This window comes from Pradoshia sp. D12, assembly GCF_008935075.1.
GTDB lineage: Bacteria > Bacillota > Bacilli > Bacillales > Pradoshiaceae > Pradoshia.
Map to the genome: position 1 here is coordinate 595,107 of NZ_CP044545.1, position 22,690 is coordinate 617,796.

Consider the following 22,690-nt stretch of genomic DNA (forward strand, 5'->3'; position numbering starts at 1 on the left):
TCATTTTGAAAAAGAAATCATTATTTATGTTTATTATGATAGCTATTATTACTGTCATTGCAGCTTGCGGTTCGAAAGAGGAAGAGAGTGCCGGCGGTGAAGGCGGTACAGATAAGACGTTGAGAGTCGTGACTGATGCGGCATATTCACCATTTGAATTCCAGAAGGAAGGTAAATTGGTTGGTTTTGACGTTGATATTGTGAATGCTGTGGCGAAGGAAGCCGGTTTTAAAGTGAATATTGAACATGTAGGATGGGATCCATTATTTGTCGAGATTAAAAACAAAAGGGCAGCGTTTGGGATGTCAGCAATCTCAATAAATGATGAACGGAAAAAAACATATGATTTCTCTGTTCCATATTTTTTATCAACCAATAAAATTCTTGTCCCGGAAGGCAGCGATATTAAATCTGCACAGGATTTAAAAGGGAAGAAAATTGCTGTTCAGGCTGGTACGACAGGTCAATTTGCGGTTGAAAAGGTAGTAGGCAAAAATAATAAAGACATCAAGAAGTTTGAAACAACTGTACTGGCGATTATGGATATGAAAAAAGGCGGTGCAAAAGCTGTTGTAGCTGATAATGGAGTTGTCGAGGAATACGCAAAAAATAATCCTAAGGATAAGTTTGTGGTAGTTAAAGACCCAAATGCATTTGACAATGAATACTATGGCTTAATGTTTCCGAAGGACAGTAAAGATAGGGCTACCGTGGATAAAGCTTTAAAAGCAATTATAGAAAATGGAACATATACTGAGATCTATAAAAAATGGTTTGGAGTCGATCCAGATCTTGAAACATTAAAAGCTCAGCAATCGAAATAATAAAGGTGTGAGAGGACTGCGTATCACAGGTGTTGCTGTGCTACGCAATCTTTGTCTAAGGGGGAACAGATGTGGATTTCAGGTGGGATATTATTGAAATTTATGCTCCATTGTTAATGAAAGGAACACTATATACAATTGGACTCTCAATAGCTGGTATTTTAATAGGTTCGATTCTTGGGTTATTAATCGGTCTTGGTAGATTGACCAAAAGGAAATGGTTATCTATTCCCCTAAATTGCTATATTGCTTTTTTTCGTGGGACTCCAATATTTGTCCAACTCCTATTAGTTCACTTTGGTGTTGTACCAGCATTGACAGGAGAGACAAATGCCATACTCGCAACTATTCTTGCCCTCTCATTAAATTCAGCTGCATACATAGCTGAGATATTTCGAGGAGGCATTCAGTCGATTGATTCGGGACAAATGGAGGGAGCCAGGTCGCTTGGGATGTCTCATGGACAGGCTATGAGGTACGTTATTTTACCACAAGCATTTAAGCGCATTATTCCGCCTCTGGGTAATGAGTTTATTGTATTGATTAAGGAGTCATCTATAGCCGCTGTTATCGCAGCTCCAGAATTAACGTATTGGGGTAGAGCTATGGCGACTGAATATTATCGGGTGTGGGAGCCTTATTTAACATCCGCTGTGATTTATCTCATCCTTACGCTTTCTCTTAGCTTGTTATTAAATCGATTGGAAAGAAGGATGGAGACAAAATGATAGATGTTAGGAATTTGAAAAAAAACTTTGGATCCAATGAGGTATTAAAAGATATATCTATTAGGATTGAACCTCAGGAAGTTGTAGTAGTGATAGGTCCCTCTGGTTCAGGGAAATCCACCTTTCTTCGTTGTTTAAATTTACTGGAGCAAATAACGGACGGACATGTCATTATAAATGGAGTAGATCTTGCCGATAAAAAAATTGATATTAATAAGGTACGAACCAAAACAGGAATGGTATTTCAACATTTCAATTTGTTTCCTCATAAAACGGTACTGGAAAATCTAATGCTGGCACCTACCAAGGTGAAAAAGGTTCCTGATGATGAAGCAAAAAAACATTGTTTGGAGCTCCTTCGAAAGGTAGGTCTATTAGATAAGGAAAATGCTTATCCAGATTCATTGTCAGGTGGTCAGAAACAAAGGGTCGCCATTGCACGTGCATTGGCAATGGAGCCGGAAATCATGTTATTCGATGAACCAACTTCAGCACTTGATCCGGAAATGGTTGGAGAGGTCCTTGAGGTTATGAAAGAGCTTGCGCACGAAGGAATGACAATGGTGGTTGTTACACACGAAATGGGATTTGCGCGTGAGGTGGGAGATCGGGTTGTTTTTATGGATGATGGATATATCGTTGAAGAAAATGAACCGACCAGTTTATTTGAAAATCCGCAGCACAATCGAACAAAGCTGTTTTTGAGTAAAGTTTTATAATGAAAAAGGGACTGCAATAGCAGTCCCTGAGTCGTTATACACCTGTACGTTTGCGTTGGTTGTTTGGTTTCTTTGTCAGTTGGCTTTGCAATTCTTTTGTTTTTTTGACAGGTCCGTTTACATGGCTGCCGGCTTGATTTGATTGTTGCTTAGAAGCAAGTTTTTGTTTAATCGCTTCTTGAAGACTTACTTTTTTAGACATATTATAATGAACTCCTTAAATGGATTTCCTTTATAATATCCCCAATAAGCCATAACATCAAGATTAGAACTCATCCAACTTTCTACCCTTGGTTAATTTTTCGAATTCTTCCATTGATTCTGGTGTTTCATCTTTATTGCTCACATGGTAAGGGTTTTGACTTTGGTTAAATCCGGGCTGCAGGCTGCCGGTGACAACTCCCATTTTAGTAGCTTTAGAATCATTTATGATGGATTCCTGTCTGCCATCTGGATTTGGTTCTGGGTTAACGTGGATTTGATCACTGTTTCTGGGCAATAGGAACATTCCCTTCTTTTTGTGTATTCATTCTATAAGTTCCCTAAACTTCTTTTATTCATACAATTTTATGGAGTAGTCAAGGTTGTTATTTAATGCCATTAACTGAATAATAACCTCAGATTATTGGCATATTATTGGATAAATATTCAGAAGCGAAAGGCAACCTTCAAAATTAGGTTGCCTTTTGATAATTGATATAGTTCAGTAGGTTTTTTAATACTTTATCGTTATAATATTTATATTAGGTTAGATAATGTTTCGGTTGGAGTTGTAGATGAATGGGAATAACTGATAGCTATGTATGGCAATTTTTAATAGCAATCAATTTGATATTTGCTATTACTATAACCTTTTTAGAAAGGCGTAATGTCAGCGCTTCATGGGCGTGGTTAATGGTTTTGAGCTTTTTTCCAATTGGAGGCTTTATTCTGTATATTGTTCTAGGGCAGAATTTAAGTAAAAGGAAAATATTCACATGGGATAAACGGGGCTATGATTACTTAGAGCAGCGTATCGCTGAACAAAAAGAGCACATGAAAAATATGGAAGAACCATTTAATACTTCTATTACACAGAGGTATAAGGATTTAATTTTAATGAATATGAAAACAGACCATGCTGTATATACCAATGATAATGAAGTTGAAATTTTCACAGATGGCAAGGAAAAATTCAATGCCTTATTTCAGGATATTGCTAGTGCCAAAAAACATATTCATGTTTTATATTACATTATCCAAAACGATACATATGGAAACAGGCTTCTGGATGCGTTGATTGAAAAGGCTAAAGAAGGTGTAGAGATACGGCTGATTTATGACGACGCCGGTTCCAGGAGAATCTCTAAAAAGCGAATAAAGAAATTAAGAGAAGCTGGCGGAAATGCAGAAGCGTTCTTTCCTGGGAAATTACCGCTTATTAATCTCAGAATCAACTTCCGAAACCATCGGAAGCTTGTCATCATTGACAGGAAAGTAGGATATCTTGGTGGATTCAATGTAGGTGAAGAGTATTTAGGACTTGATCCGAAGTTTGGTTATTGGAGAGATACCCATTTACGGATCATCGGAGACGCTGTGAATGATTTACAGTCTCGTTTTATGCTCGATTGGGCTCAGGCTTCAGGAGATAAAATGGAATGGACGGAAGATTACTTTAAATATAGCAAGCAACACAACGAAAAAGGGGTTGGGCTTCAAATTGTTACCTCTGGGCCTGATTCTGAGAGGGAACAAATTAAAAAAAGCTATATACGTATGATTTTGGATGCAAAAGAGTATATATATCTGCAGACGCCTTATTTTATACCGGATGACAGTTTGTTGGACGCCATCAGGATTGCATCCATGTCAGGGGTGGACGTCAGAGTAATGATACCAAATAAACCAGATCATTTATTTGTTTATTGGGCCACTTATTCATACGTTGGAGAATTATTAAAGGCTGGTGCAAAGGTGTTTTTATATGAGAATGGGTTTTTGCATGCGAAAACTATGGTGATAGATGATCGATTGGCAACTGTTGGAACAGCCAATATAGATGTACGCAGTTTTCGATTGAATTTTGAAGTGAATGCAATTATATATCATGCAGACACAGCTGTTCGCCTAAGGGATACATTTGCAGATGATTTAAAACAGAGCCATGAACTTACATCAGAAATTTATAATAATCGTTCCCTTTTAATTCGGTTTAAAGAGTCTTTATCCAGATTATTGTCTCCAGTTTTATGAATAGAAGTAAATATGTACTGTTTTTAAAGACACTAGGGCGAGTTAGTGTCTTTTTGTTATGGTAATGCAGTATAATATTGGTATGTTTTTTAAAACATTCTAATCATACTCCTTATTAATAGATAGTAGAGAGTTTGGAACCAGGGGGAGGGGTACACACATGACATTTAAGCAAAAAAATTTAGTGGGTTTTGGCTCAATACTAGTGATTATAATTATATTGATGGTCATAATTGACGGTAGATTGAGCAGCTCTAGAGAAGATTTACTTGAAATAGTGGATGATCGCTACCAAAAGGTTAGTTATATTAATGATATTCAAAGAAATTTTGCGGAATCGGAGCGTACTCTTAATTTATTGGGACAGGATTCGCGTACTCCAAGTAAAGAAGAATTGAGCGCAGCCTCTGAAACAATAGATCAAAATCATATATATATCGAAGACCGTTTTAGAAAATTAGAAAGCATTGCTAATACGGAAAAAGGCGAGGCCTTGTTGGCGGAGTTCCGTGCATCATATGAGAACTATACAAAGCTAGAAACACAATTAATCACTGATATGCAAAAAGGGGTATCAAACTATGATGTCGTAAGGGCAGAAAAAGATAAAGCAAGTGATAATGTACTTGCTGTCATTGCAAATTTCGTTGATTTTCAAGAAAACCTTATGGATGACGCACTGGTGCGTGCCGACGGTAAATATGAACAAATGCAGACGATTATTATCAGTTCTCTAATCGTTACAATTGTTCTAACGTTATTTTTGGCTTATTGGGTAATCATGACCTCTTCACGGGAATTAAATAGAATTACAAAGGTGATCACTAATGTCGATCTAAGTGATACCACGACTATGCCGAGGATTGAAGTAAAAGTAGAGGATGAAATTGGCCGAATTGCATCTGCTTTTAATAGGATGTCAGCTTCATTGGAGACATTTAGTAGAAACGAAAAAGAATATACTCAGGAAATTGAGAATCAAAGCTGGGTGCAAACACAAGTTGCCGAAGTTGCGGAGATGTATCAGGGTATCTTTAAAGTTGGACAGCTTGCAGATGAATTCATTAATAAAATTACTCCAATCATGGGAGCAGAACTGGGTGCTTTTTATTTAAAAAGTGAAACTGAGGATGACCATTTTTATAAGGCTGCTTCTTATGGTGACGGAGGACGTGATGGATTTAGTTTTGGAGAAGGCGTAATCGGCCAGGCGGTTGCTAATAAAGAAGTTGTATTACTTGATGATGTTCCGGGAGATTATAAACTTATTACAACAGGGCTTGGAGAAATTAAACCCAAATCTATTGTCATTGCTCCAGTATTATACGAGAATAAAGTTATTGCTGTTTTGGAATTTGCAAGTATTAAAGGCTTTACTGATTTAGAATTAAAAACGATTAATCATATGCTTGATAATCTTGGTATGGCTATTAAGAGTGTACTGAGCCGGATGGAAGTGGAACAATTACTAAATGAATCACAGGCGATGACAGAAGAATTACAGGTTCAGGCAGAAGAATTACAAACACAATCTGAAGAACTTCAGATGCAATCAGAAGAATTACGTATGATTAATGAACAATTAGAAGAACGCAATCAGGAAGCAGAGCAGAAATCGAGGGAACTTGAGATTTCTAAAGAGGAGCTTGAGGTTAAAAATGAACAGCTCCTTCAAAGTTCAAAATACAAATCTGAGTTTCTTGCGAATATGTCTCATGAATTGAGAACGCCTCTGAATAGTATTTTAATATTATCTGAAATGCTGGCCGATAAAGAGCCTGGTGAATATACAGAGGATGAAAGAGAATTTGCAAAAGTGATCCATACATCAGGTAATGATTTAATGGCACTCATTAATGATATTTTGGATTTATCTAAAATTGAGGCTGGTAAGCTGGAAGTCTTCTTTAATGAAACCAATGTTTGTGAGGTTATTGAGAGCTTAGAACGAGTCTTTTCTCCTCAGGCAGAACAAAAAGGTCTGGAACTGGTTATTGGAAAAGAAGATGACCTGCCTTCCATTTTTTATACGGATGAACAAAGAATGCAACAAATACTAAAGAATTTATTATCCAACGCTGTGAAGTTTACGGAAAAAGGTTCGGTTACTATGAAGATGGAAAAAGTGAGAAATACTCGAGAGAAAGAACTTCTTGATGGTATTACGGAAACCGACTTCTGGATGAAAATTGTTGTAACCGATACAGGTCCTGGTATTGCAGATGATAAACAACAAATTATTTTTGAGGCCTTCCAGCAAGCAGATGGAGCAACAGCCCGTAAGTATGGCGGAACTGGATTAGGATTATCGATTTGCCGAGAATTTTCAAAGTTACTTGGCGGATATGTAACTCTAGAAAGTGAAGAGGGCAAGGGAAGTACATTTACTGTGTACTTGCCGAATCTGCCGGATGGAATGACTAATAAGAACAGTAAAGTGAACGATGACATTATTCATTTGCCAATTGCAAATGATGTAATGGAGCAAATTGCTGTTCAAAAAGAAGTAATAGATCCTGAGGAAGAAGAATTATTAATTTTGGATGTCTTTAATGGGAAAAAGGTATTAATCACGGATGATGACCATCGTAATATATTTGCTCTACAAAAAGCCCTGGAAAGTAAAGGTGTTCAAATCATTGTTGCCCAAAATGGAATCGAATGTCTTGAAATCATTAAGGAGCAAGATGATTTAGATATGATTCTTATGGACATTATGATGCCTGAACTCGACGGTTATGATACGATGAGACATATACGTGCAAATCCTGAATTTACATCGATTCCTATCATTGCATTAACAGCTAAAGCAATGAAGGGAGATCGAGAAAAATGTTTGGAAGCTGGTGCAACAGACTATATCAGCAAACCAATCAATTTAGAACAGCTATATTCAGTGATGTCTGTTTGGTTAACGAAATAGGAAGAAGGGAGCTGCATAGTGTTGGGTTATCCATCATCTATAGAAGAACGCGAGAATTTAGAAATTGATTTATTGCTAGAGGCAATCTACCGGATGACAGGGTACGATTTCCGTGGTTATATGCGTTCATCAATTGCTCGCCGCATAAAAAATCGACTGAATAAGGATCACCTGACAACTGTTTCCGAGCTTCTAGTACGAGTGATTCATGAAGAAGGGTATGTAAATAATCTTCTGAGTGACTTTTCGATTAATGTTACAGACATGTTTAGAGATCCAGATTTCTTTTATGCTTTTCGCAAGAAGATTGTTCCTAGATTGAAGGACCTCCCAGAAATACGGATATGGCATGCGGGATGTTCGACCGGTGAGGAAGTATATTCGATGGCAATCCTGTTGGAAGAAGAGGGATTGGCTGATAAAACAAAGATTTATGCGACGGATATGAATGAAAAAGTTATTGAAAAAGCTCGCCAAGGGGCATTTCCCTTAAAAAGAATGCAATCTTATACGAAGAATTATTTGCAGGCTGGCGGATTGGATGCTTTTTCTAAATATTATAAGACCGATATGCAATATGCATATTTTCGTCCATCCCTATCAAGAAATATAGTTTTTGCCCAGCATAATTTAGTGACGGATGGATCATTTAATGAATTCCATGTGATTATTTGCAGAAATGTCATCATATACTTCACATTGGAATTGCAGGCGAAAGTATTCCAACTATTTGATGAAAGTTTAAGTCCTGGCGGCTTTTTGGGGCTTGGTAACAAAGAATCCCTAAAGATCATGGAGTTGGCTGATACGTATATGGAACTAGATATTAATCAGCGGCTTTATAGGAAAAAATTATATTCATAATAGGATTTATAAAAGGAAAAGGAGATCTTCAAACTGTTCTGACACAGGTTTTTTAGTGTCAGTCGGGTTTAAGGTCCCCTTTTTATCTATATAGCAGCATATAAAAATCCTTTTATTTTGACAGCCGTGATCTTCTGCTATTGCCTTTAGTTCGATAAGAAACTTTTCCAAACGGTTTTTTCCACCGTAAAGTATTCTTCGTGGGAGCATACAGCTAATATACATTTATCATTATGGTAAAACATAAAGTCTTCTGGTAGCTCAGGACCAATCCAATCAAAAAGGGAATTACAACGTTCTTTCAAAAATTGTCTTGTAGCATTATTCATTTTAAAATAAAAAACGTATGCTGTATCTTCAGAAAGTCTTGTGATTTCTCATTCTTTTTGTATTCTTTTTTCGATTATATGTTCTTCAATGTCGGTTACCAAATTATCAATGAGAGTAAATCTATTTATTGCTTATAATCTTTGCCCTTTATATTTTTATTTACCATTAACATATTAATCTCCCCTAAATACTATATCTGCTTATTTACTACTCTTTACCTCTCTCTTACGGGGTATTTTCGGATGAAGCACTTGATATATTTATCGATTGACATTAATAGTTGGCTTCAAAGCTTGGTGATTTAAAAACAAGTGTGTAAAAAGGTTGATGTTGTCCGTAATCATCAATTAAGCAATAACAATTCCTGTATATGGTCTTGTCATCAATCCAAAAAGAGGACATTTTGATCTTTTGTCAGATGAGAATGCTTATATCAAACAAAAGATAAAGAACAGACTCCATTAGAATCTGTTCTTTATCTTTTTAGAAAAGTTGATTTTTATCCCCTTACAAGGATGACACACATATCATCATGCTGATTTGCCTGTTTCTCCTCAGGAAGGATAACATTTAAAGGAGCCACTGCTTCTTTTTCTGACCATTGATACTTTCCTATTTCTCGCAAATGTGCCAAGGCTTTAGTTTCATCATTATCAATAGCCTCCGCCACACCGTCAGTATATATTAAAGCCTGAAAACTATCAGTATAAGGAATAGTTATTTTATTTATATGCATTTCCTCGAAAAATCCAATTGCTGTATTTCGCTGTCCCATTTCAATTAAGTCTTTCCCATCGATATAAAGGTAGCCCGGTGGATGGCCGGCATTGACATATTCAATCGTCTTTGATTTCGTATCTACCAATAAATAAATACCTGTTAAGTAGTAGGATGTTAACTTTGTTTTTTCCTCCAGTAAAGTCATACAGCGATTCAATTCGAGAATGACTTTTTCAGGATCAACCACATTCCGTACCGCTTCACGAAGGATAGAGGAGATATACATACATACTAATGATGCAGGTATGCCATGCCCCATCATATCAAACATAAATATGGCATAGCGATCCTGATCAATCTGCTGCCAATAATACATATCACCTGCGAGATTAGAGGATGGCTTATAGGACCTCGTTATTTTGATTTGATTATTTAATATGGGCTCACTTAACAAGCTTCTCTGCACCTTTGTAGCGAGATCAAGCTCATAGCTTATTTTTTCATCCTGATTTTTATGCCAATCTTTCTCCTCTTTTAAACGGAGAGCAGCGCGTATTCGAGCCAATAGCTCTACCTTATTAATAGGCTTCATTAGATAATCTGATCCACCGGCATCCAGTGCTTCCGCGAGTTTATGGGTATCACCTAATGCGGTCACAAAAATAACAGGTATATCTTTATATTCCTCCGTTGCAGTGATTCGCCTGCAGGCTTCGATTCCATCAATTTCTGGCATCATAATATCCAAAAGAATTAAATTAAAGGAGCTTCTGCCGTGATTTTTACTTAAATCTTCTTCTAAAATATGAATCATTTCATTTGCTGATTTAGCCAGCTTAATAGACCTGTATCCTGCCTGCTTTAAGATGGTCTCAATTACAAATAAATTCACTTTATTATCATCTACCACAAGTATTGACATACTTTCTTTCACCCATCTTCTAAAATACTAAATCTTATATTAATTATGGTATGTCACTTTAACTTAAAATACAAATAGTTGAAACTAGGGAGTAAATGGTTAGGTTATTACACTATTAAAAATGATAAATTAAAGTCTGCAATTAAAGAATGAATAGAAAAAAGGACTTATCGCCAATGGATAGGATTCTATTCAAAAATAATTATGTCACCGGTGTTAATTTTTTGTTTTTTTTCAATAAACCCATTAATCCTGCTATCAGTAAAAGGATTCCCGGAAGTATATAGAAAGCCGAAGTGCAAATAAATCCACCAATAGCCGCAATAAGCATAAAGGAGCTTCCTAATTTAGGGTTGCTTTTGACAACAACTAATCCAATGATCGCAAGAATAGAACAGTTAACCATCCAAGATTGATGGTTGTACAGAATCTAAACCCCAACAAATAATGCTATACCAGCTGCGAAAATCCCCAAAATACCATCAAGTAAACCAAGAAAAAATTCTGTAGTTCTGCTCTTTTTGGAAACCTCCATTTTTTACCCACTACCTGATATTCTGAAATATTATTTGAAAGAATTAGATTGTTGATTTTTTTGGATACTGAAAACTCTGTTAAACAATTAAATGTACTAAATCAGTTTGTATGCTCATAGCCTGAAAGGAAAATGAATTTTAAAAAGGATGGTGTAGCTATGACTGAGCAAAATCGGCCTGAAAAATCGCACATGAAATCTTATACACCTTTTCACAGTCGATTTGATCCGTGCAGACCAATTGGTAAGAAGTATTATTCTACTCCTCCTAATCTATTTCTCGGATTTCAACCGCCTAATTTGCCTCAATTTTCACCAAAGGAGGCATTATTCAAGGGCACACTCTGGCCTGTATTTTATGACTTTTATGAAAACCCCTATGAACATAAAAGGAGGGATTCTCAGTGAAGCCCCAATTACCTGATGAATATTATCAGCTATTAGAGGAAATTCAGGCAATCGACTTTGCTTTAGTGGAGCTAACCCTTTATTTAGATACTCATCCCAATGATTTAGAAGCCATGCAGCAATTTAACGAATTCTCTCATCAGAGCAGGCAGCTTAAACAGCAGTTCGAAAAGAAATTCGGCCCACTTCAACAATTTGGTAATAGTTATACAGATGCCAATTGGAGTTGGGGAACTACTCCGTGGCCTTGGCAAATATAAAAGATGAGGTGATTAAAGAATGTGGTTTTATGAAAAGAAATTGCAATACCCTGTTAGAGTCAGTACCTGTAACCCGACTTTAGCCAAATATTTAATTGAACAGTATGGAGGGGCAGATGGAGAGTTAGCAGCCGCTCTTAGATACCTGAATCAACGATATACCATTCCTGATAAAGTGGTAGGCTTGCTAAATGACATAGGCACAGAAGAATTCGCGCATTTGGAAATGATTGCCACGATGATATATAAACTCACAAAAGATGCTACTCCAGAGCAGATGAGAGACGCTGGTTTGGCAGACCACTATGTTGATCATGATTCTGCTCTTTTTTACCATAATGCAGCAGGTGTACCATTTACAACTGCATACATTCAGACAAAGGGAGATCCTATCGCAGATTTATATGAAGATATTGCCGCTGAGGAAAAAGCAAGGGCTACCTACCAATGGATTATCAATATGTCAGATGATCCAGATTTAAATGATGGCTTACGATTTTTAAGAGAAAGAGAAATCGTTCATTCTCAGCGATTCCGTGAGGCAGTACAAATTATTACAGATGATAGGGAAAAGAAGAAGATATTTTAAACGATTTATCAATAATAAAAAAACCTGTGTTGGCTGTACAACACAGGTTTTTCTTGAGGCCAACAGGATGTTGGTCACAAAGACGTTGCCACACGACGTGGCGTCTTTAGTCTTTGTTCCTTAATACAGTCGCCTCAGCCTTTTAGTCAATCCAGCTTCAACGGCTAGAAGCTCAGGACATAAGCATGACCACTTCGGGAGGAAAAAGCGCCTCCCTACGTGCCCCTGTCTTATGCTCCTCACGGGCCAACAGGATGTTGGTCATGAAGACGTTGCCACATGACGTGGCGATTTTAGTCTTCGTTCATTAATCGAGCCCTTCAGCCTTTTAGTTAATCCAGCTTTAACTCCTAGTCCCTCGAGTCATAAGGATAGCCACTGCGGGAGGTTAGGGCGCCTCCCTGCGTGCCTTTCCTTATGCTTGTCGGGCCTGACCAGTCGTCTCAGCCTTTTTAATCAATCTAGCTTCAGGGCCTAGGAGTTCGGGACATAAGCATAGCCTCTGCGGGGGAGGAACGTCCCCTACGAGCCTCTGTCTTATGCTCCTCACTCCTGACCAAGGCCCTTCAGCTTTTTAGTGGGCGTGGCCCCAGATCATGGTTAGGATGGTTCCGAAGATGACTGCGTGTGCGACGAATAGAGCATAGATAATGTTTAGATAGATTGTTCTCTTTTCTTTAGATTCATTAACATGCATGAATAAAAAGAGTTGTACAGCTGTTTGAATAATGGCGGTTATGGATAGGATCACCATTCCGGCCGTAAAGGAAATATCATAAAAGGCTACGGATAGCGCAATGATGGTTAGAATTAATGATATGACATAACCCAAAACATGTTTAAGTGGAAATAGTTGTTTTATCATCCTATATCAACTCCTTCAAATAAACGAAGCTAAAGATGAGAATCCAGATTACGTCAAGGAAATGCCAGTATAGGGAATAGATAAAAGATTTATTGGCTGTTTCTGCCGTAAATCCTTCTCGTATGACTTGAATTAGTATACATAATCCCCAGAATAACCCGAATGTTACGTGGGCTCCATGCGTACCGAGCAGCATGAATAAGCTTGATAAAAATCCGCTTGTTTGCATGGTTGCGCCTTCTTCGATATAGGTCATAAATTCAAAAATCTCTACACCTAGGAAGACAAGACCAAGCAGCATGGTAATAATAAAAAATGTAATCATCGGTTTTTTCAAATTAAGTCTCATACTATGAATAGCTAGCCCGCAAGTAAAGCTACTTGTTAAAAGGACAATCGTTTCAATAATGACGCCTTTAATTTCAAAAATTTCTTTTGCTGTAGGACCATCGCCCGTACCATTAAAGAGGGTATAATAGGTTGCGAATAACATAGAAAACAATGCAATCTCAGCTCCAAGGAATAACCAGAAACCAAAGATTCTTAATTGATTTTGTTCTGTACTGTATTCCAGTGGAAGGGAAGAGTCTATCTTCATAGTTTTTCACCTCGCAGTACTTTTTCAGTTCCTTCTATTTCCTCTACAGAAACATAATAGCCAGGATCTCGTTCAAAGGATTTAGCAGCCATTGTGATAAATACACCAATCCCAAATATAATAGCTGGAATCCACCAACTGAATACTAGGCAAAAACCAGAGAGAAAGAAGAATATACCCATAATGGCTGGTTTTCCTGTATTGCTTGGCATGTGAATAGGCTTTATTTCATCTTCGTAAAGCGGTTCATTATTAATTTTGGAATACCATAAAGGGTCGACGTCCTTAACGTTTGGCATAACCGCAAAATTATAGAATGGTGCCGGACTTGGAATTGACCATTCCAATGTACGTGCATCCCATGGATCCGCATGTTTGTCACGAGGACTTTTGAATGCACTATAGATGATATTATAGATAATTAATCCAAAGCCGATTGCTAACCCTACGGCTCCAATACTTGCAGTGAGATTCAGTGGGCCATAGCCTGTCGCTTCAGAATAGGTATACATCCGGCGCGCCATACCATCCAGACCTAAATAGAATAGAGGCAGGAATGTTACATTAAAGAATATCGCAATCAGCCAAAAACTAATTTTTCCGATTTTTTCATTTAAGCGGAAACCGAAAACTTTCGGGAACCAATAATAAGTACCTGCAACCATTCCAAAGACAGTACCCGGAATTAATACATAATGGAAATGGGCGACTAGGAACATTGTATTATGGTACTGGTAATCCGCACTTGACATTGCGAGCATAACGCCCGTTACACCACCGATTGTAAAAATCGGTATAAAGGCCAGCGAGAATAGCATGGCTGTAGGGAATACAATTTTCCCTTTTCGTAGAGTAAACAGCCAGTTGAAAATCTTAATACCGGTTGGTACAGAAATAGCCATCGTAGCAATCGCAAATATGCTATTAACCGTTGCATTGTGGCCCATTGTATAGAAGTGATGGGTCCATACAAGGAATGATAGCAATGAGATGGCAATCATACTGTAGACCATTGATTTATAGCCGTATAGATTTTTACGTGCGAAAGTAGAAATGACATCGCTGAAAATACCGAAAGCTGGCAATATAACAATGTATACTTCAGGATGTCCCCAAATCCAAAAGTTGTTTGCCCAAAGCATATCCATACCGCCATTGGTGGTTGAGAAAAATTGTGTTCCAAAAAGTCGGTCAAACATCATTTGTGCAAGTGACACAGTAAATGTCGGGAACGCAAACAAAATAATGATACATGTGATTAATGCAGACCAAGTGAACATTGGCATTTTCCAAATAGACATACCCGGAGCTCTCATTTTGATAATGGTTACGATAAAATTAATGCCCGTCATTAATGTACCAAGACCGGATAATTGAAGAGCAATTGCATAATAATTGTGTCCGACAGTCGGACTGAATTCATTACTTGCCAAAGGGAAGTAGGCACTCCAACCTGCATCTGGAGATCCGCCAATAACAAACGATAGATTGTAAAGCATAGCTCCGACAAAGAATAACCAAAAGCTGATAGCGTTGAGTGCCGGAAAGGCAACGTCACGAGCTCCAATTTGTAAAGGAACAACGATATTCATGACTCCCAATACAAATGGCATAGCCATAAAAAGAATCATAATAACTCCGTGAGTAGAGAAAACTTCATTGTAATGCTGTGACTCCAGGAATGTCATATTTGGAGTTGCAAGCTGCAAACGCAGCATTAATGCGTCAACGCCACCGCGAAATAACATAAGGAACGCAGCAAGGATATACATGATCCCAATACGTTTGTGGTCTACTGTAGTTAACCATTCACGCCACAGCCATCCATATCTTTTGGTATAGGTCAGATAGATAATGATTGCCAACATGGCAACAACAATGCTAACCATAGCACCATAGATAAGCGGATCGCCTGTAACAAAGAATTCATCCCATTTCATGGTCTAATCCCCTTTCCTGATTTATTCATGATTATGTTCGTTCGTTTCTGTATCTGTTCCATCTGTAGCATCATCATTGCTTTCATGGAATGGCCATACAGGAGCCGGACTGAAATCAAGGTGTGTGGAAGAGTAAGTGGCTCTGCCCATTACTTCCATATCAAGCAGTTTGTTAAATTCCTTCTCAGTTAAAGGTTCGGCAGTTTTTTGGACCTCATCTACCCAGCTATCAAATTCTTCTGGAGACATGGCTAATGTTTCGAACTCCATTTGTGCAAAGCCTTCTCCACTAAAGTTGGCGTTTCTTCCAAAATAGGAACCTGGTTCGTCTGCAACGATTCGTAATGTAGTTACCATATCGCTCATTGCGTATTTTTGACCTGCCAGCTGGGGAACCCAAAAGCTAGTGATTGGTCCAAAAGAATATAAACGGAATTCAATCTCCCGATCTGTTGGAATGTTGACATAATTGACTGTTTCGATTCCTTCTTCGGGATAGCTGAAATGCCATTTCCAGTTGGAAGAAGATGCATAAATCACTAAAGGCTCTTCGTCTTCATATCCAGCTGGTGTACTTTCCACCTGAAAAGTGGTGATGACCGTAACAACTGAAAGTACGACTACTATAATGATAGGGATGGCAGTCCATATAATTTCAAGCCACTTATTTCCTTTTTCATATGGCGGTACATAGTCTACGGGCTGTTTAGATGCTCGATATTTCACAATCATATAGATAAAAAGAGCGTAAACAACCACTAAAATAAAAGCCATCACGATCATAGAAAAAATAATCGTATCGGATTGAATTTTTGCTTGTGGCCCTTTTGGATTCAGTACCATTAAAGGGTTACAACCTGCCAGTGCGAATATAGCAGCAAAAGACATACTGAATAAAGTCCATTTCTTCTTCATGATAGTCTCCTTTCTTGAAAATTATTTATATTATATAAATAAAGTATTATACTATTATGATAAAATTTAAAATAATGAAAATTCAACTGATAACCCTCGTTTTTAATAAGTTTTTATATGAATTTTTGATATGAAATAGAAGTTATATAGAATATTATATTTTTTTGATATAGTGATGGGAAAGAGAGGGTTAAAAGGTAGGTTTTGGCCTTGGAGTGTTTAAGTGAATGCTGATTCCGATAAAGAATAAATGGGTAAATATAAAAAGAACAAAAAAATAAGCTACCAATCGGGAATCGGTAGCTCGGATAATTGAGTCAATTATTTAGTTTCCGGTGTCCATTGCTTACGGACTTGTTCATAGGCTAACTGTCTGATTTCTGATTCATCAGTGTCTCTTGGTGCAAGGACATTTGTTTGATAGTTTTTCCCCATGAAATCTATTAATACTGTAACATTTACCATATAAATCTACTCCTTTTGTTCGTTTAATCAATAGTTAATAGACGCATTAAATGCATCATTTTTGTTCATCTAAAATTGGTTTTCCAAGGTTTTAGAGTAAAAGTGAAGTGATGTTTTTCTAATGGACGGTATGTTGTTGAGAGGATGAATGTACTATTCCCGTTTTTTGAAAAATATAAACTTAGCAATTGGCAATTGGAATAAATTGAGAGGTTAAAGGAATTATATAATAAAATTGGCAATAATTCCATATGTTTTTTGTTTATAAATAAAAATAAAAATAAAAAAATTGGAGGGATTTTTTTGTCTGTATTGTTATTTGATCTCGATGGTACATTAGTTGAGACAACGAGATTAAGTATACCTATTATTCATGCGGAAATCAAGAATTATCCACACCTAAAGGTCCCTAATCCTAAAAAGATTCAATCTGCGTTTGGTTTACCTCATAAAGAGTTTTGGGAGCTTTTAACACCTGATGCCACCGAACAGGAAGTAAGAATGATTTCTGAGCGTTCAGAGAAAGAATTACTGGAAAGCTTAAAAACTGAAAATGTACTGCTTCCCTATGCCAGAGAAGTGTTAACTGAACTAAAAAGAAGAGGGCATATTTTATCAACAGCAAGTAATTGTTCAACTGCATATTTAAATGAAATACTAAATTCACAGCAAATTAAAGATTTATTTTATGAGCCTCTGTGTATTGAAAGGGTCGGCGGCCGTAAGAAAAAGGATATTTTGTTAGCGCACTTTCAACATTTAAATAAATCTGATGCTTTTATGATAGGAGATCGTTCGTCTGACATTGAGGCGGCAAAAGCGCATCATGTACCAGCTATAGCTTGTCACTTTGGATATGCTGAGGATGGTGAACTGGAGGATGCGGATTACCATATTTATTGTTTGAAAGATTTATTAGAGATATTCAACTAAACATATATAAATAAAGGGCAGTTTATTACAATACAATTTGCAGTATACATTCGATACGAAAAGCTTAAGAAACTTTAAGCTTTTCGTATATTTAAACTCATAATAATTCTTGAATCATTTCAATCCTGTTTCCAAATGGGTCTCTAAATTCAAATCGTTCAAATCCTGGTATGGGTAAACCCTTTATTAATTGAATATTTTGTTCTTCTAAAACCGTTTTCCAGTATGATAAATCCTCGACTATATAGGCTAAATGAGCTTTTGTTTTTAACCGGTCAATTCCATCTTCCGTACCTACATGTACATCCTGATCTCCAACCGATACCCAAAATCCCCCACGTCCCCTTAGTGAAGCAGGCTTTTCTTTTTCAACCAGACCGAGAATCCTACAATAAAAATGTTTCCCTTCTGTTTCATATCCTTTTGGAATGGTAATCTGAGCATGGTGTAATCCCAAAATCATAAAATCGTCCCCCTTTTGCAATAAACTTTTCACCTTTCATTTTATATCTTCAATTACGAGCTTGGAAATTCGGAGTCATTATCGTTTCTGATAAGCTTTACTTCATGTTTTATAGGTCTTGCCTTCCTAATCTAAAAATATTAAAAAACGCATTGAAATTCGGATGGAATTCAAATGCGTTTCATGGTCAATCTAATATGAGCTTTTTTATTTATTTGAGATTAGTTTTGCCACAGGTGTACTTTTCCATAATTTTTTTGCAGAAGGGAGAATTCCCTTTGCCTGATTGATTGGATAATTAATGGCGCTTTTTTTATATTCAACATCACTCATGATTGCTTGTTGCTTTCCTGTTAAACGATCTGTTTCATGTTTAATGCTATCCGTTTGTTGTTGTATTCGCGTAACAGTTGCTTGTATCTCATTAATTGTAGGTGTTGATTCTTTGAACGTTCGAAAAGCATATATACCGAGATATACAATTGATCCAACGATAATAGCTAAACTAATCCAAACGATGATCATGCACAGTCCTCCTTTGAAATATTCCCTTATCATAACTATATCTTACCCATTATTGAGCGTTTAGTAACTAATGACTTAGAAAGAAAAAGGATTAATAAGTGCTTAAGCGGGTATTGAACCCATATATTAACTTTTAGAGAGGGGATGATGGGAATGGATAAAAAAGTAATTGGTGTTTATGATAATGGTCAGGATGCTGTACGGGAAGTGGAAAGATTACAGAAGCAAGGGTATCAAAAAGAAGATATTTCCGTAGTAGTGAAGGACAAAGAAAAGGCAGATAAAATCACATCTAAGACTAATACAAATGTTGACAGTGGTCTTGCAGCTGGGGCAACTACAGGTGGAATCTTAGGAGGATTAACAGGATTATTGGCAGGTGTCGGTGCACTGATAATCCCTGGTATTGGGCCAATTGTTGCAGCAGGGCCGATTGCTACAACATTGGGAGGAATTGCAGCAGGCGCTGGAGCTGGTGGATTGACCGGTGCGCTGGTTGGATTGGGTATTCCTAAAGATACAGCTGATAAATATGCTACTGATGTAGAAAAGGGGAAGATTCTTATATTAGTCGACTCCGAATCACAAAAGAAATATGCAGCTCGCGATACGTATGAAAGATCTGATGATCCATTAGTGGGAGCGCAGCGCGAAGTGAAAGTAACAATAAATCCAGCCACGGGTGGAGATCCCAATTTAAGAGGAAAAGATAGTTATAAATAATATATCTATAAGTGGAAGTCATCGATTCCTTGATGGCTTCTTTCTTTTTATGCATTGAAAAACGAACCAAGCATCTGCCTGATTCGTTTTAAAATAATTTTGAAATGTAAGTAACAACTTCTCATTTATTAGTATTCGTTTATGTGTGTGATGTAAATTGCCGCGGTTATCTATTCCACTTGGACGTTTTTACTTAGACGATATAAGCCCTACCTCTCTTATATCCTTACGGCTCCGAAGCCGTTCCAGTGTGAATAAGTGTTCCGAAAAACATAAATTGCAGAATGCCATATTTATTTACATATCTATGTGTAAGTCACTACTTTAAAATTATATCTTCTAAGTATATACTTTATAATTTCGTTTGTCAAATATGTTTTTTACAGAACGACGTCCGAAGATAACCACGATACTTGTTTAACCGCTATTTCTCATATACCCAAATAAAAATGATAAAAAACCTGTAGGTTATCTTACTTAGGTAGAAATTGTTCAAAGGAAACACGCATAGGATAGGTCATAAGGAAAAATGGGGAGGTTACATAATTGAGACAACAATCGATGAATGATTTAGTGAAACAAACCCAAAGGGCTATTAATGGAGAGTACAGTGCTATACAGTGTTATGAAAAATTAGCCCGACTAGCACCAACAGAAGATGAACGGCAGCGAATATTGGAAATCAGAGAGGATGAGATTAAACATTTTAAACAACTGGTACTACTATATACAGGCATAACAGGGAGAGATCCAAAGCCAAAACAGACAGAACCTTGTGAGGATGATTATTTACGGGGGCTTGAAGCGGCTTTAAAAGATGAGCAGCGTACCGTGGATTTTTATCTTTCAGTTGCAGACGGAACCATTAATTTAGCGGCAAAGAAGTTGTTTAATCGTGCAGCTAAGGATGAACAACAGCATGCAGTATGGTTTCTTTATTATTATATGAAGAATAAATGAAAAGGGCTAAATTGGAATTAGAACACATAATTTAAAAATGTCCTGCATAAGAGTCCTCCTATTCGGGAATAAGGTAACTGTACTAAACTGAATGGGAGGATGAAATATGAAAGCAGTCACATACCAAGGGGCCAAAAAAATTGAGGTTAAAGAGGTTGAAGATCCGAAGCTTGAAAAGAATGATGATATAATCGTCAGAATTACTTCTACGGCCATATGTGGTTCTGATCTTCATATCTATCAAGGGAATATGCCGATTAGAGAAGGATATATAATTGGACATGAACCAATGGGAATCGTAGAAGAAGTCGGTCCTGAGGTGACAAAAGTCAAAAAAGGCGACCGGGTAGTTATCCCTTTCAACGTATCCTGCGGGCAATGCTATTACTGTCAGCATGAGATGGAAAGTCAATGTGATCATACCGAATCCAATCCACATCAGGATACAGGCGGATATTTTGGATATACAGAGCGATATGGGAATCATCCCGGCGGACAAGCAGAATATTTAAAGGTTCCATTTGCGAACTATATGCCGTTTGTCATACCGGAATCCTGTGAATTAGAGGATGAGTCATTATTATTTATGTCTGATGTTTTGCCTACAGCTCTTTGGAGTGTGGAGCATGCGGGGGTAAAACCGGATGATACTGTGGTCGTACTTGGCTGTGGCCCAATTGGTTTAATGACACAAAAATTTGCTTATATGGCTGGTGCTAAAAGGGTTATAGCTGTTGATCACTTGGATTATCGATTAAAACAAGCTGAGAAAATGAATAAAGTAGAGACGATTAATCTTAATAATTATGATGATACAGGGAGCTATATAAAAGAAATTACACAGGGTGGAGCTGATGTGGTCATCGATTGTGTTGGAATGGATGGTAAGAAATCAGCTATTGAAAAAATTGAGCAAAAACTAAAATTGCAGGGAGGAACGTTAAGTGCTATTCAAATTGCCACGAAGGCGATAAGGAAATTTGGTACTTTGCAGCTTACCGGTGTTTACGGATCTGTTTATAATATGTTCCCGCTAGAGAAATTTTTTTCACGCAATATTACGATGAAGATGGGACAAGCTCCTGTTGTTCATTATATGCCTCGATTATATAAAATGATTGAAGAAGGAAAGCTCGACCCTACTGAAATTGTAACTCATAAGTTACCACTTCTGGACGCAGCGAAAGGGTATTCGTTATTTAATGAACATGAAGATAATTGTACGAAGGTTATATTAAAACCATAACTAAGATAAAACAAAGCATTCCTCCAGCAGTAATAGAATGCTTTGTTTTATTTTAAGGTATAATTTTACATAAAAAGGGAGACTGACATGAAAATTGGAGTGATTGCTGATATTCACGGGAATGAGCCTGCCTTAAAAGCGGTACTATCTAAGCTTGATTGAAGGAGGGATATTGAACATATCTATTGTCTGGGAGATATGATTGGAATCGGACCGAATACCAATGACGTTTTGGATATTCTATTTACAAGAAATGATGTATCCATGATTACGGGAAACCATGATGAAGCGGTTTTAGCACTTCTAAAAGGAGAGGAACATCCACAAAGCCACTCCCATGTAAAAGAGCATCATCAATGGATAGCAGAGAGGATGGATAAGCAATTCATCCGGAAGTTGGAAGGGTTGCCTAGGGCAATCAATTTAACTGTCGAAGGGAATTCAATTTTGTTTATTCATTATCAGATTGAGCCAACGAAGCTAAATGACCATATAAGCCAAGACCCTTTTAGCAGAATTGTTGAACCAAGTCTTAAGAATATAAGGACTTTATTTAAAGGATGGGAAGAAAAGTTAATCTGTTTTGGTCATCATCATCCACTTCATTTCTTCAGAAGTGAACGTACTGTCTTTCTAAATCCAGGCTCTTTAGGTTGCAATTCAAAGCCTACTGCCTAGATATAGCGGGAGACAAGGTGGTTATCTCTAACGAAGATGCTACCTATGATAATACAAAATATTTAGCTTCATATGAACGGCTTCAGGTCCCGGATCGTGATTTTATTCTTAAAATTTTTCATGGCAATCAATTAAAACAATAACTCTTAATTGCTAATCTGAGATTATTAAACAACTCCATTTCTATATCCTAGGTTACTGGAATTATTTCCGACTAATTCCTTGCCTATGCCAAGGCTAAGGCAGGGGGTAAAGAGTATAAAGTAAATAAAAAACCCGTTAACCAGGATGTAAATATCCAAAGCTAACGGGTGTTTAAGGT

At 37.1% G+C, this 22,690-nt stretch carries 25 protein-coding genes and 1 pseudogene; 15 read left to right on the forward strand and 11 right to left on the reverse strand.

Features of this window, described 5'->3' with window-relative positions; translation table 11 throughout:
• Positions 1 to 5: 5 nt before the first annotated feature.
• From F7984_RS02890 to F7984_RS02900, 3 genes are all read left to right on the forward strand, one after another.
• The gene (locus tag F7984_RS02890) at positions 6 to 824 is read left to right on the forward strand and encodes a basic amino acid ABC transporter substrate-binding protein (RefSeq protein ID WP_066108005.1); all 819 of its coding nucleotides are present in this window, start codon (positions 6 to 8) and stop codon (positions 822 to 824) included.
• Positions 825 to 895: 71 nt separating this feature from the next.
• Positions 896 to 1,552: an amino acid ABC transporter permease gene (locus F7984_RS02895; protein ID WP_066108002.1), complete on the forward strand. Its 657-nt coding sequence runs from the start codon at positions 896 to 898 to the stop codon at positions 1,550 to 1,552.
• A complete protein-coding gene (locus tag F7984_RS02900; RefSeq protein ID WP_066107999.1) occupies positions 1,549 to 2,271 on the forward strand; it encodes an amino acid ABC transporter ATP-binding protein in 723 nt (240 codons plus the stop codon). Before F7984_RS02895 ends, F7984_RS02900 begins: the two co-directional genes overlap by 4 nt.
• A 34-nt stretch (positions 2,272 to 2,305) precedes the next feature.
• Here the strand turns inward: F7984_RS02900 and F7984_RS18880 are convergent, their stop codons facing one another.
• Positions 2,306 to 2,473, reverse strand: coding sequence for a hypothetical protein (locus F7984_RS18880; RefSeq protein WP_175354307.1), 168 nt, complete (start codon positions 2,471 to 2,473; stop codon positions 2,306 to 2,308).
• Positions 2,474 to 2,536: 63 nt separating this feature from the next.
• Positions 2,537 to 2,770 (reverse strand): hypothetical protein, encoded by a 234-nt coding sequence (locus F7984_RS02905; RefSeq protein ID WP_066107998.1) that lies wholly within the window; start codon positions 2,768 to 2,770, stop codon positions 2,537 to 2,539.
• 281 nt (positions 2,771 to 3,051) lie between these two features.
• On the opposite strand from F7984_RS02905, the gene cls reads away from it, so the two are divergent.
• From cls to F7984_RS02920, 3 genes are all read left to right on the forward strand, one after another.
• Positions 3,052 to 4,506: a cardiolipin synthase gene (gene cls / locus F7984_RS02910; protein ID WP_066107992.1), complete on the forward strand. Its 1,455-nt coding sequence runs from the start codon at positions 3,052 to 3,054 to the stop codon at positions 4,504 to 4,506.
• Positions 4,507 to 4,666: 160 nt separating this feature from the next.
• Positions 4,667 to 7,429: an ATP-binding protein gene (locus tag F7984_RS02915; RefSeq protein ID WP_066107989.1), complete on the forward strand. Its 2,763-nt coding sequence runs from the start codon at positions 4,667 to 4,669 to the stop codon at positions 7,427 to 7,429.
• A gap of 18 nt (positions 7,430 to 7,447) precedes the next feature.
• Complete coding sequence (locus tag F7984_RS02920) at positions 7,448 to 8,293, forward strand: CheR family methyltransferase (RefSeq protein ID WP_225983648.1); 846 nt, start codon at positions 7,448 to 7,450, stop codon at positions 8,291 to 8,293.
• Between the two features lie 829 nt (positions 8,294 to 9,122).
• On the opposite strand, the gene F7984_RS02930 is transcribed toward F7984_RS02920, so the two are convergent.
• Both F7984_RS02930 and F7984_RS02935 read right to left on the reverse strand, forming a co-directional pair.
• Positions 9,123 to 10,265, reverse strand: a complete 1,143-nt coding sequence (locus F7984_RS02930; RefSeq protein ID WP_066107983.1) for a SpoIIE family protein phosphatase — start codon at positions 10,263 to 10,265, stop codon at positions 9,123 to 9,125.
• 202 nt (positions 10,266 to 10,467) lie between these two features.
• Positions 10,468 to 10,800: pseudogene (locus F7984_RS02935) on the reverse strand (hypothetical protein).
• Between the two features lie 159 nt (positions 10,801 to 10,959).
• Here F7984_RS02935 and F7984_RS02940 point away from each other — a divergent pair.
• Genes F7984_RS02940 through F7984_RS02950 form a run of 3 tightly spaced genes read left to right on the forward strand, consistent with a single transcriptional unit; the run spans position 10,960 to position 12,057 of the window.
• Positions 10,960 to 11,208, forward strand: a complete 249-nt coding sequence (locus F7984_RS02940; RefSeq protein WP_066107980.1) for a spore coat associated protein CotJA — start codon at positions 10,960 to 10,962, stop codon at positions 11,206 to 11,208.
• Complete coding sequence (locus F7984_RS02945; RefSeq protein ID WP_066107978.1) at positions 11,205 to 11,468, forward strand: spore coat protein CotJB; 264 nt, start codon at positions 11,205 to 11,207, stop codon at positions 11,466 to 11,468. Before F7984_RS02940 ends, F7984_RS02945 begins: the two co-directional genes overlap by 4 nt.
• Positions 11,469 to 11,487: 19 nt before the next feature.
• Positions 11,488 to 12,057 (forward strand): manganese catalase family protein, encoded by a 570-nt coding sequence (locus F7984_RS02950; RefSeq protein WP_066107973.1) that lies wholly within the window; start codon positions 11,488 to 11,490, stop codon positions 12,055 to 12,057.
• A gap of 574 nt (positions 12,058 to 12,631) precedes the next feature.
• Here the strand turns inward: F7984_RS02950 and qoxD are convergent.
• The 5 genes from qoxD to F7984_RS02975 form a co-directional block, all read right to left on the reverse strand.
• Positions 12,632 to 12,919 carry a cytochrome aa3 quinol oxidase subunit IV gene (gene qoxD / locus F7984_RS02955; RefSeq protein WP_066108542.1) on the reverse strand — a complete coding sequence of 96 codons (288 nt, stop codon included), beginning with the start codon at positions 12,917 to 12,919 and terminating at the stop codon, positions 12,632 to 12,634.
• A gap of 4 nt (positions 12,920 to 12,923) precedes the next feature.
• Entirely contained in the window at positions 12,924 to 13,520 is a 597-nt protein-coding gene (gene qoxC, locus F7984_RS02960) for a cytochrome aa3 quinol oxidase subunit III (protein WP_139892674.1), read from the reverse strand.
• On the reverse strand, positions 13,517 to 15,460 hold the full coding sequence (gene qoxB / locus F7984_RS02965; RefSeq protein ID WP_140462192.1) for a cytochrome aa3 quinol oxidase subunit I: 1,944 nt from the start codon (positions 15,458 to 15,460) through the stop codon (positions 13,517 to 13,519). Before qoxB ends, qoxC begins: the two co-directional genes overlap by 4 nt.
• 21 nt (positions 15,461 to 15,481) lie before the next feature.
• On the reverse strand, positions 15,482 to 16,375 hold the full coding sequence (gene qoxA / locus F7984_RS02970) for a cytochrome aa3 quinol oxidase subunit II (RefSeq protein ID WP_066107965.1): 894 nt from the start codon (positions 16,373 to 16,375) through the stop codon (positions 15,482 to 15,484).
• A 321-nt stretch (positions 16,376 to 16,696) separates the two neighbouring features.
• Positions 16,697 to 16,840: a BA3454 family stress response protein gene (locus F7984_RS02975; protein ID WP_066107964.1), complete on the reverse strand. Its 144-nt coding sequence runs from the start codon at positions 16,838 to 16,840 to the stop codon at positions 16,697 to 16,699.
• A gap of 303 nt (positions 16,841 to 17,143) precedes the next feature.
• Between F7984_RS02975 and F7984_RS02980 the strand changes: the two genes are divergently transcribed.
• Positions 17,144 to 17,773 carry an HAD family hydrolase gene (locus F7984_RS02980; RefSeq protein WP_066107961.1) on the forward strand — a complete coding sequence of 210 codons (630 nt, stop codon included), beginning with the start codon at positions 17,144 to 17,146 and terminating at the stop codon, positions 17,771 to 17,773.
• A 97-nt stretch (positions 17,774 to 17,870) separates the two neighbouring features.
• On the opposite strand, the gene F7984_RS02985 is transcribed toward F7984_RS02980, so the two are convergent.
• Positions 17,871 to 18,236, reverse strand: coding sequence for a VOC family protein (locus tag F7984_RS02985; RefSeq protein ID WP_066107959.1), 366 nt, complete (start codon positions 18,234 to 18,236; stop codon positions 17,871 to 17,873).
• Between the two features lie 207 nt (positions 18,237 to 18,443).
• Positions 18,444 to 18,761 (reverse strand): DUF948 domain-containing protein, encoded by a 318-nt coding sequence (locus F7984_RS02990; RefSeq protein ID WP_181162051.1) that lies wholly within the window; start codon positions 18,759 to 18,761, stop codon positions 18,444 to 18,446.
• 153 nt (positions 18,762 to 18,914) lie between these two features.
• Here F7984_RS02990 and F7984_RS02995 point away from each other — a divergent pair, with 153 nt between their 5' ends.
• The 5 genes from F7984_RS02995 (at position 18,915) to F7984_RS19470 (ending at position 22,511) form a co-directional block, all read left to right on the forward strand.
• A complete protein-coding gene (locus F7984_RS02995) occupies positions 18,915 to 19,484 on the forward strand; it encodes a general stress protein (protein WP_225983649.1) in 570 nt (189 codons plus the stop codon).
• A gap of 561 nt (positions 19,485 to 20,045) precedes the next feature.
• Positions 20,046 to 20,444: a ferritin-like domain-containing protein gene (locus F7984_RS03000; protein WP_066108539.1), complete on the forward strand. Its 399-nt coding sequence runs from the start codon at positions 20,046 to 20,048 to the stop codon at positions 20,442 to 20,444.
• 106 nt (positions 20,445 to 20,550) lie between these two features.
• Entirely contained in the window at positions 20,551 to 21,690 is a 1,140-nt protein-coding gene (locus F7984_RS03005) for a zinc-dependent alcohol dehydrogenase (RefSeq protein ID WP_066107947.1), read from the forward strand.
• Between the two features lie 198 nt (positions 21,691 to 21,888).
• Positions 21,889 to 22,368 carry a metallophosphoesterase family protein gene (locus F7984_RS03010; protein WP_139892670.1) on the forward strand — a complete coding sequence of 160 codons (480 nt, stop codon included), beginning with the start codon at positions 21,889 to 21,891 and terminating at the stop codon, positions 22,366 to 22,368.
• Positions 22,369 to 22,385: 17 nt separating this feature from the next.
• On the forward strand, positions 22,386 to 22,511 hold the full coding sequence (locus F7984_RS19470) for a hypothetical protein (RefSeq protein ID WP_258188260.1): 126 nt from the start codon (positions 22,386 to 22,388) through the stop codon (positions 22,509 to 22,511).
• Positions 22,512 to 22,690: the final 179 nt, after the last annotated feature.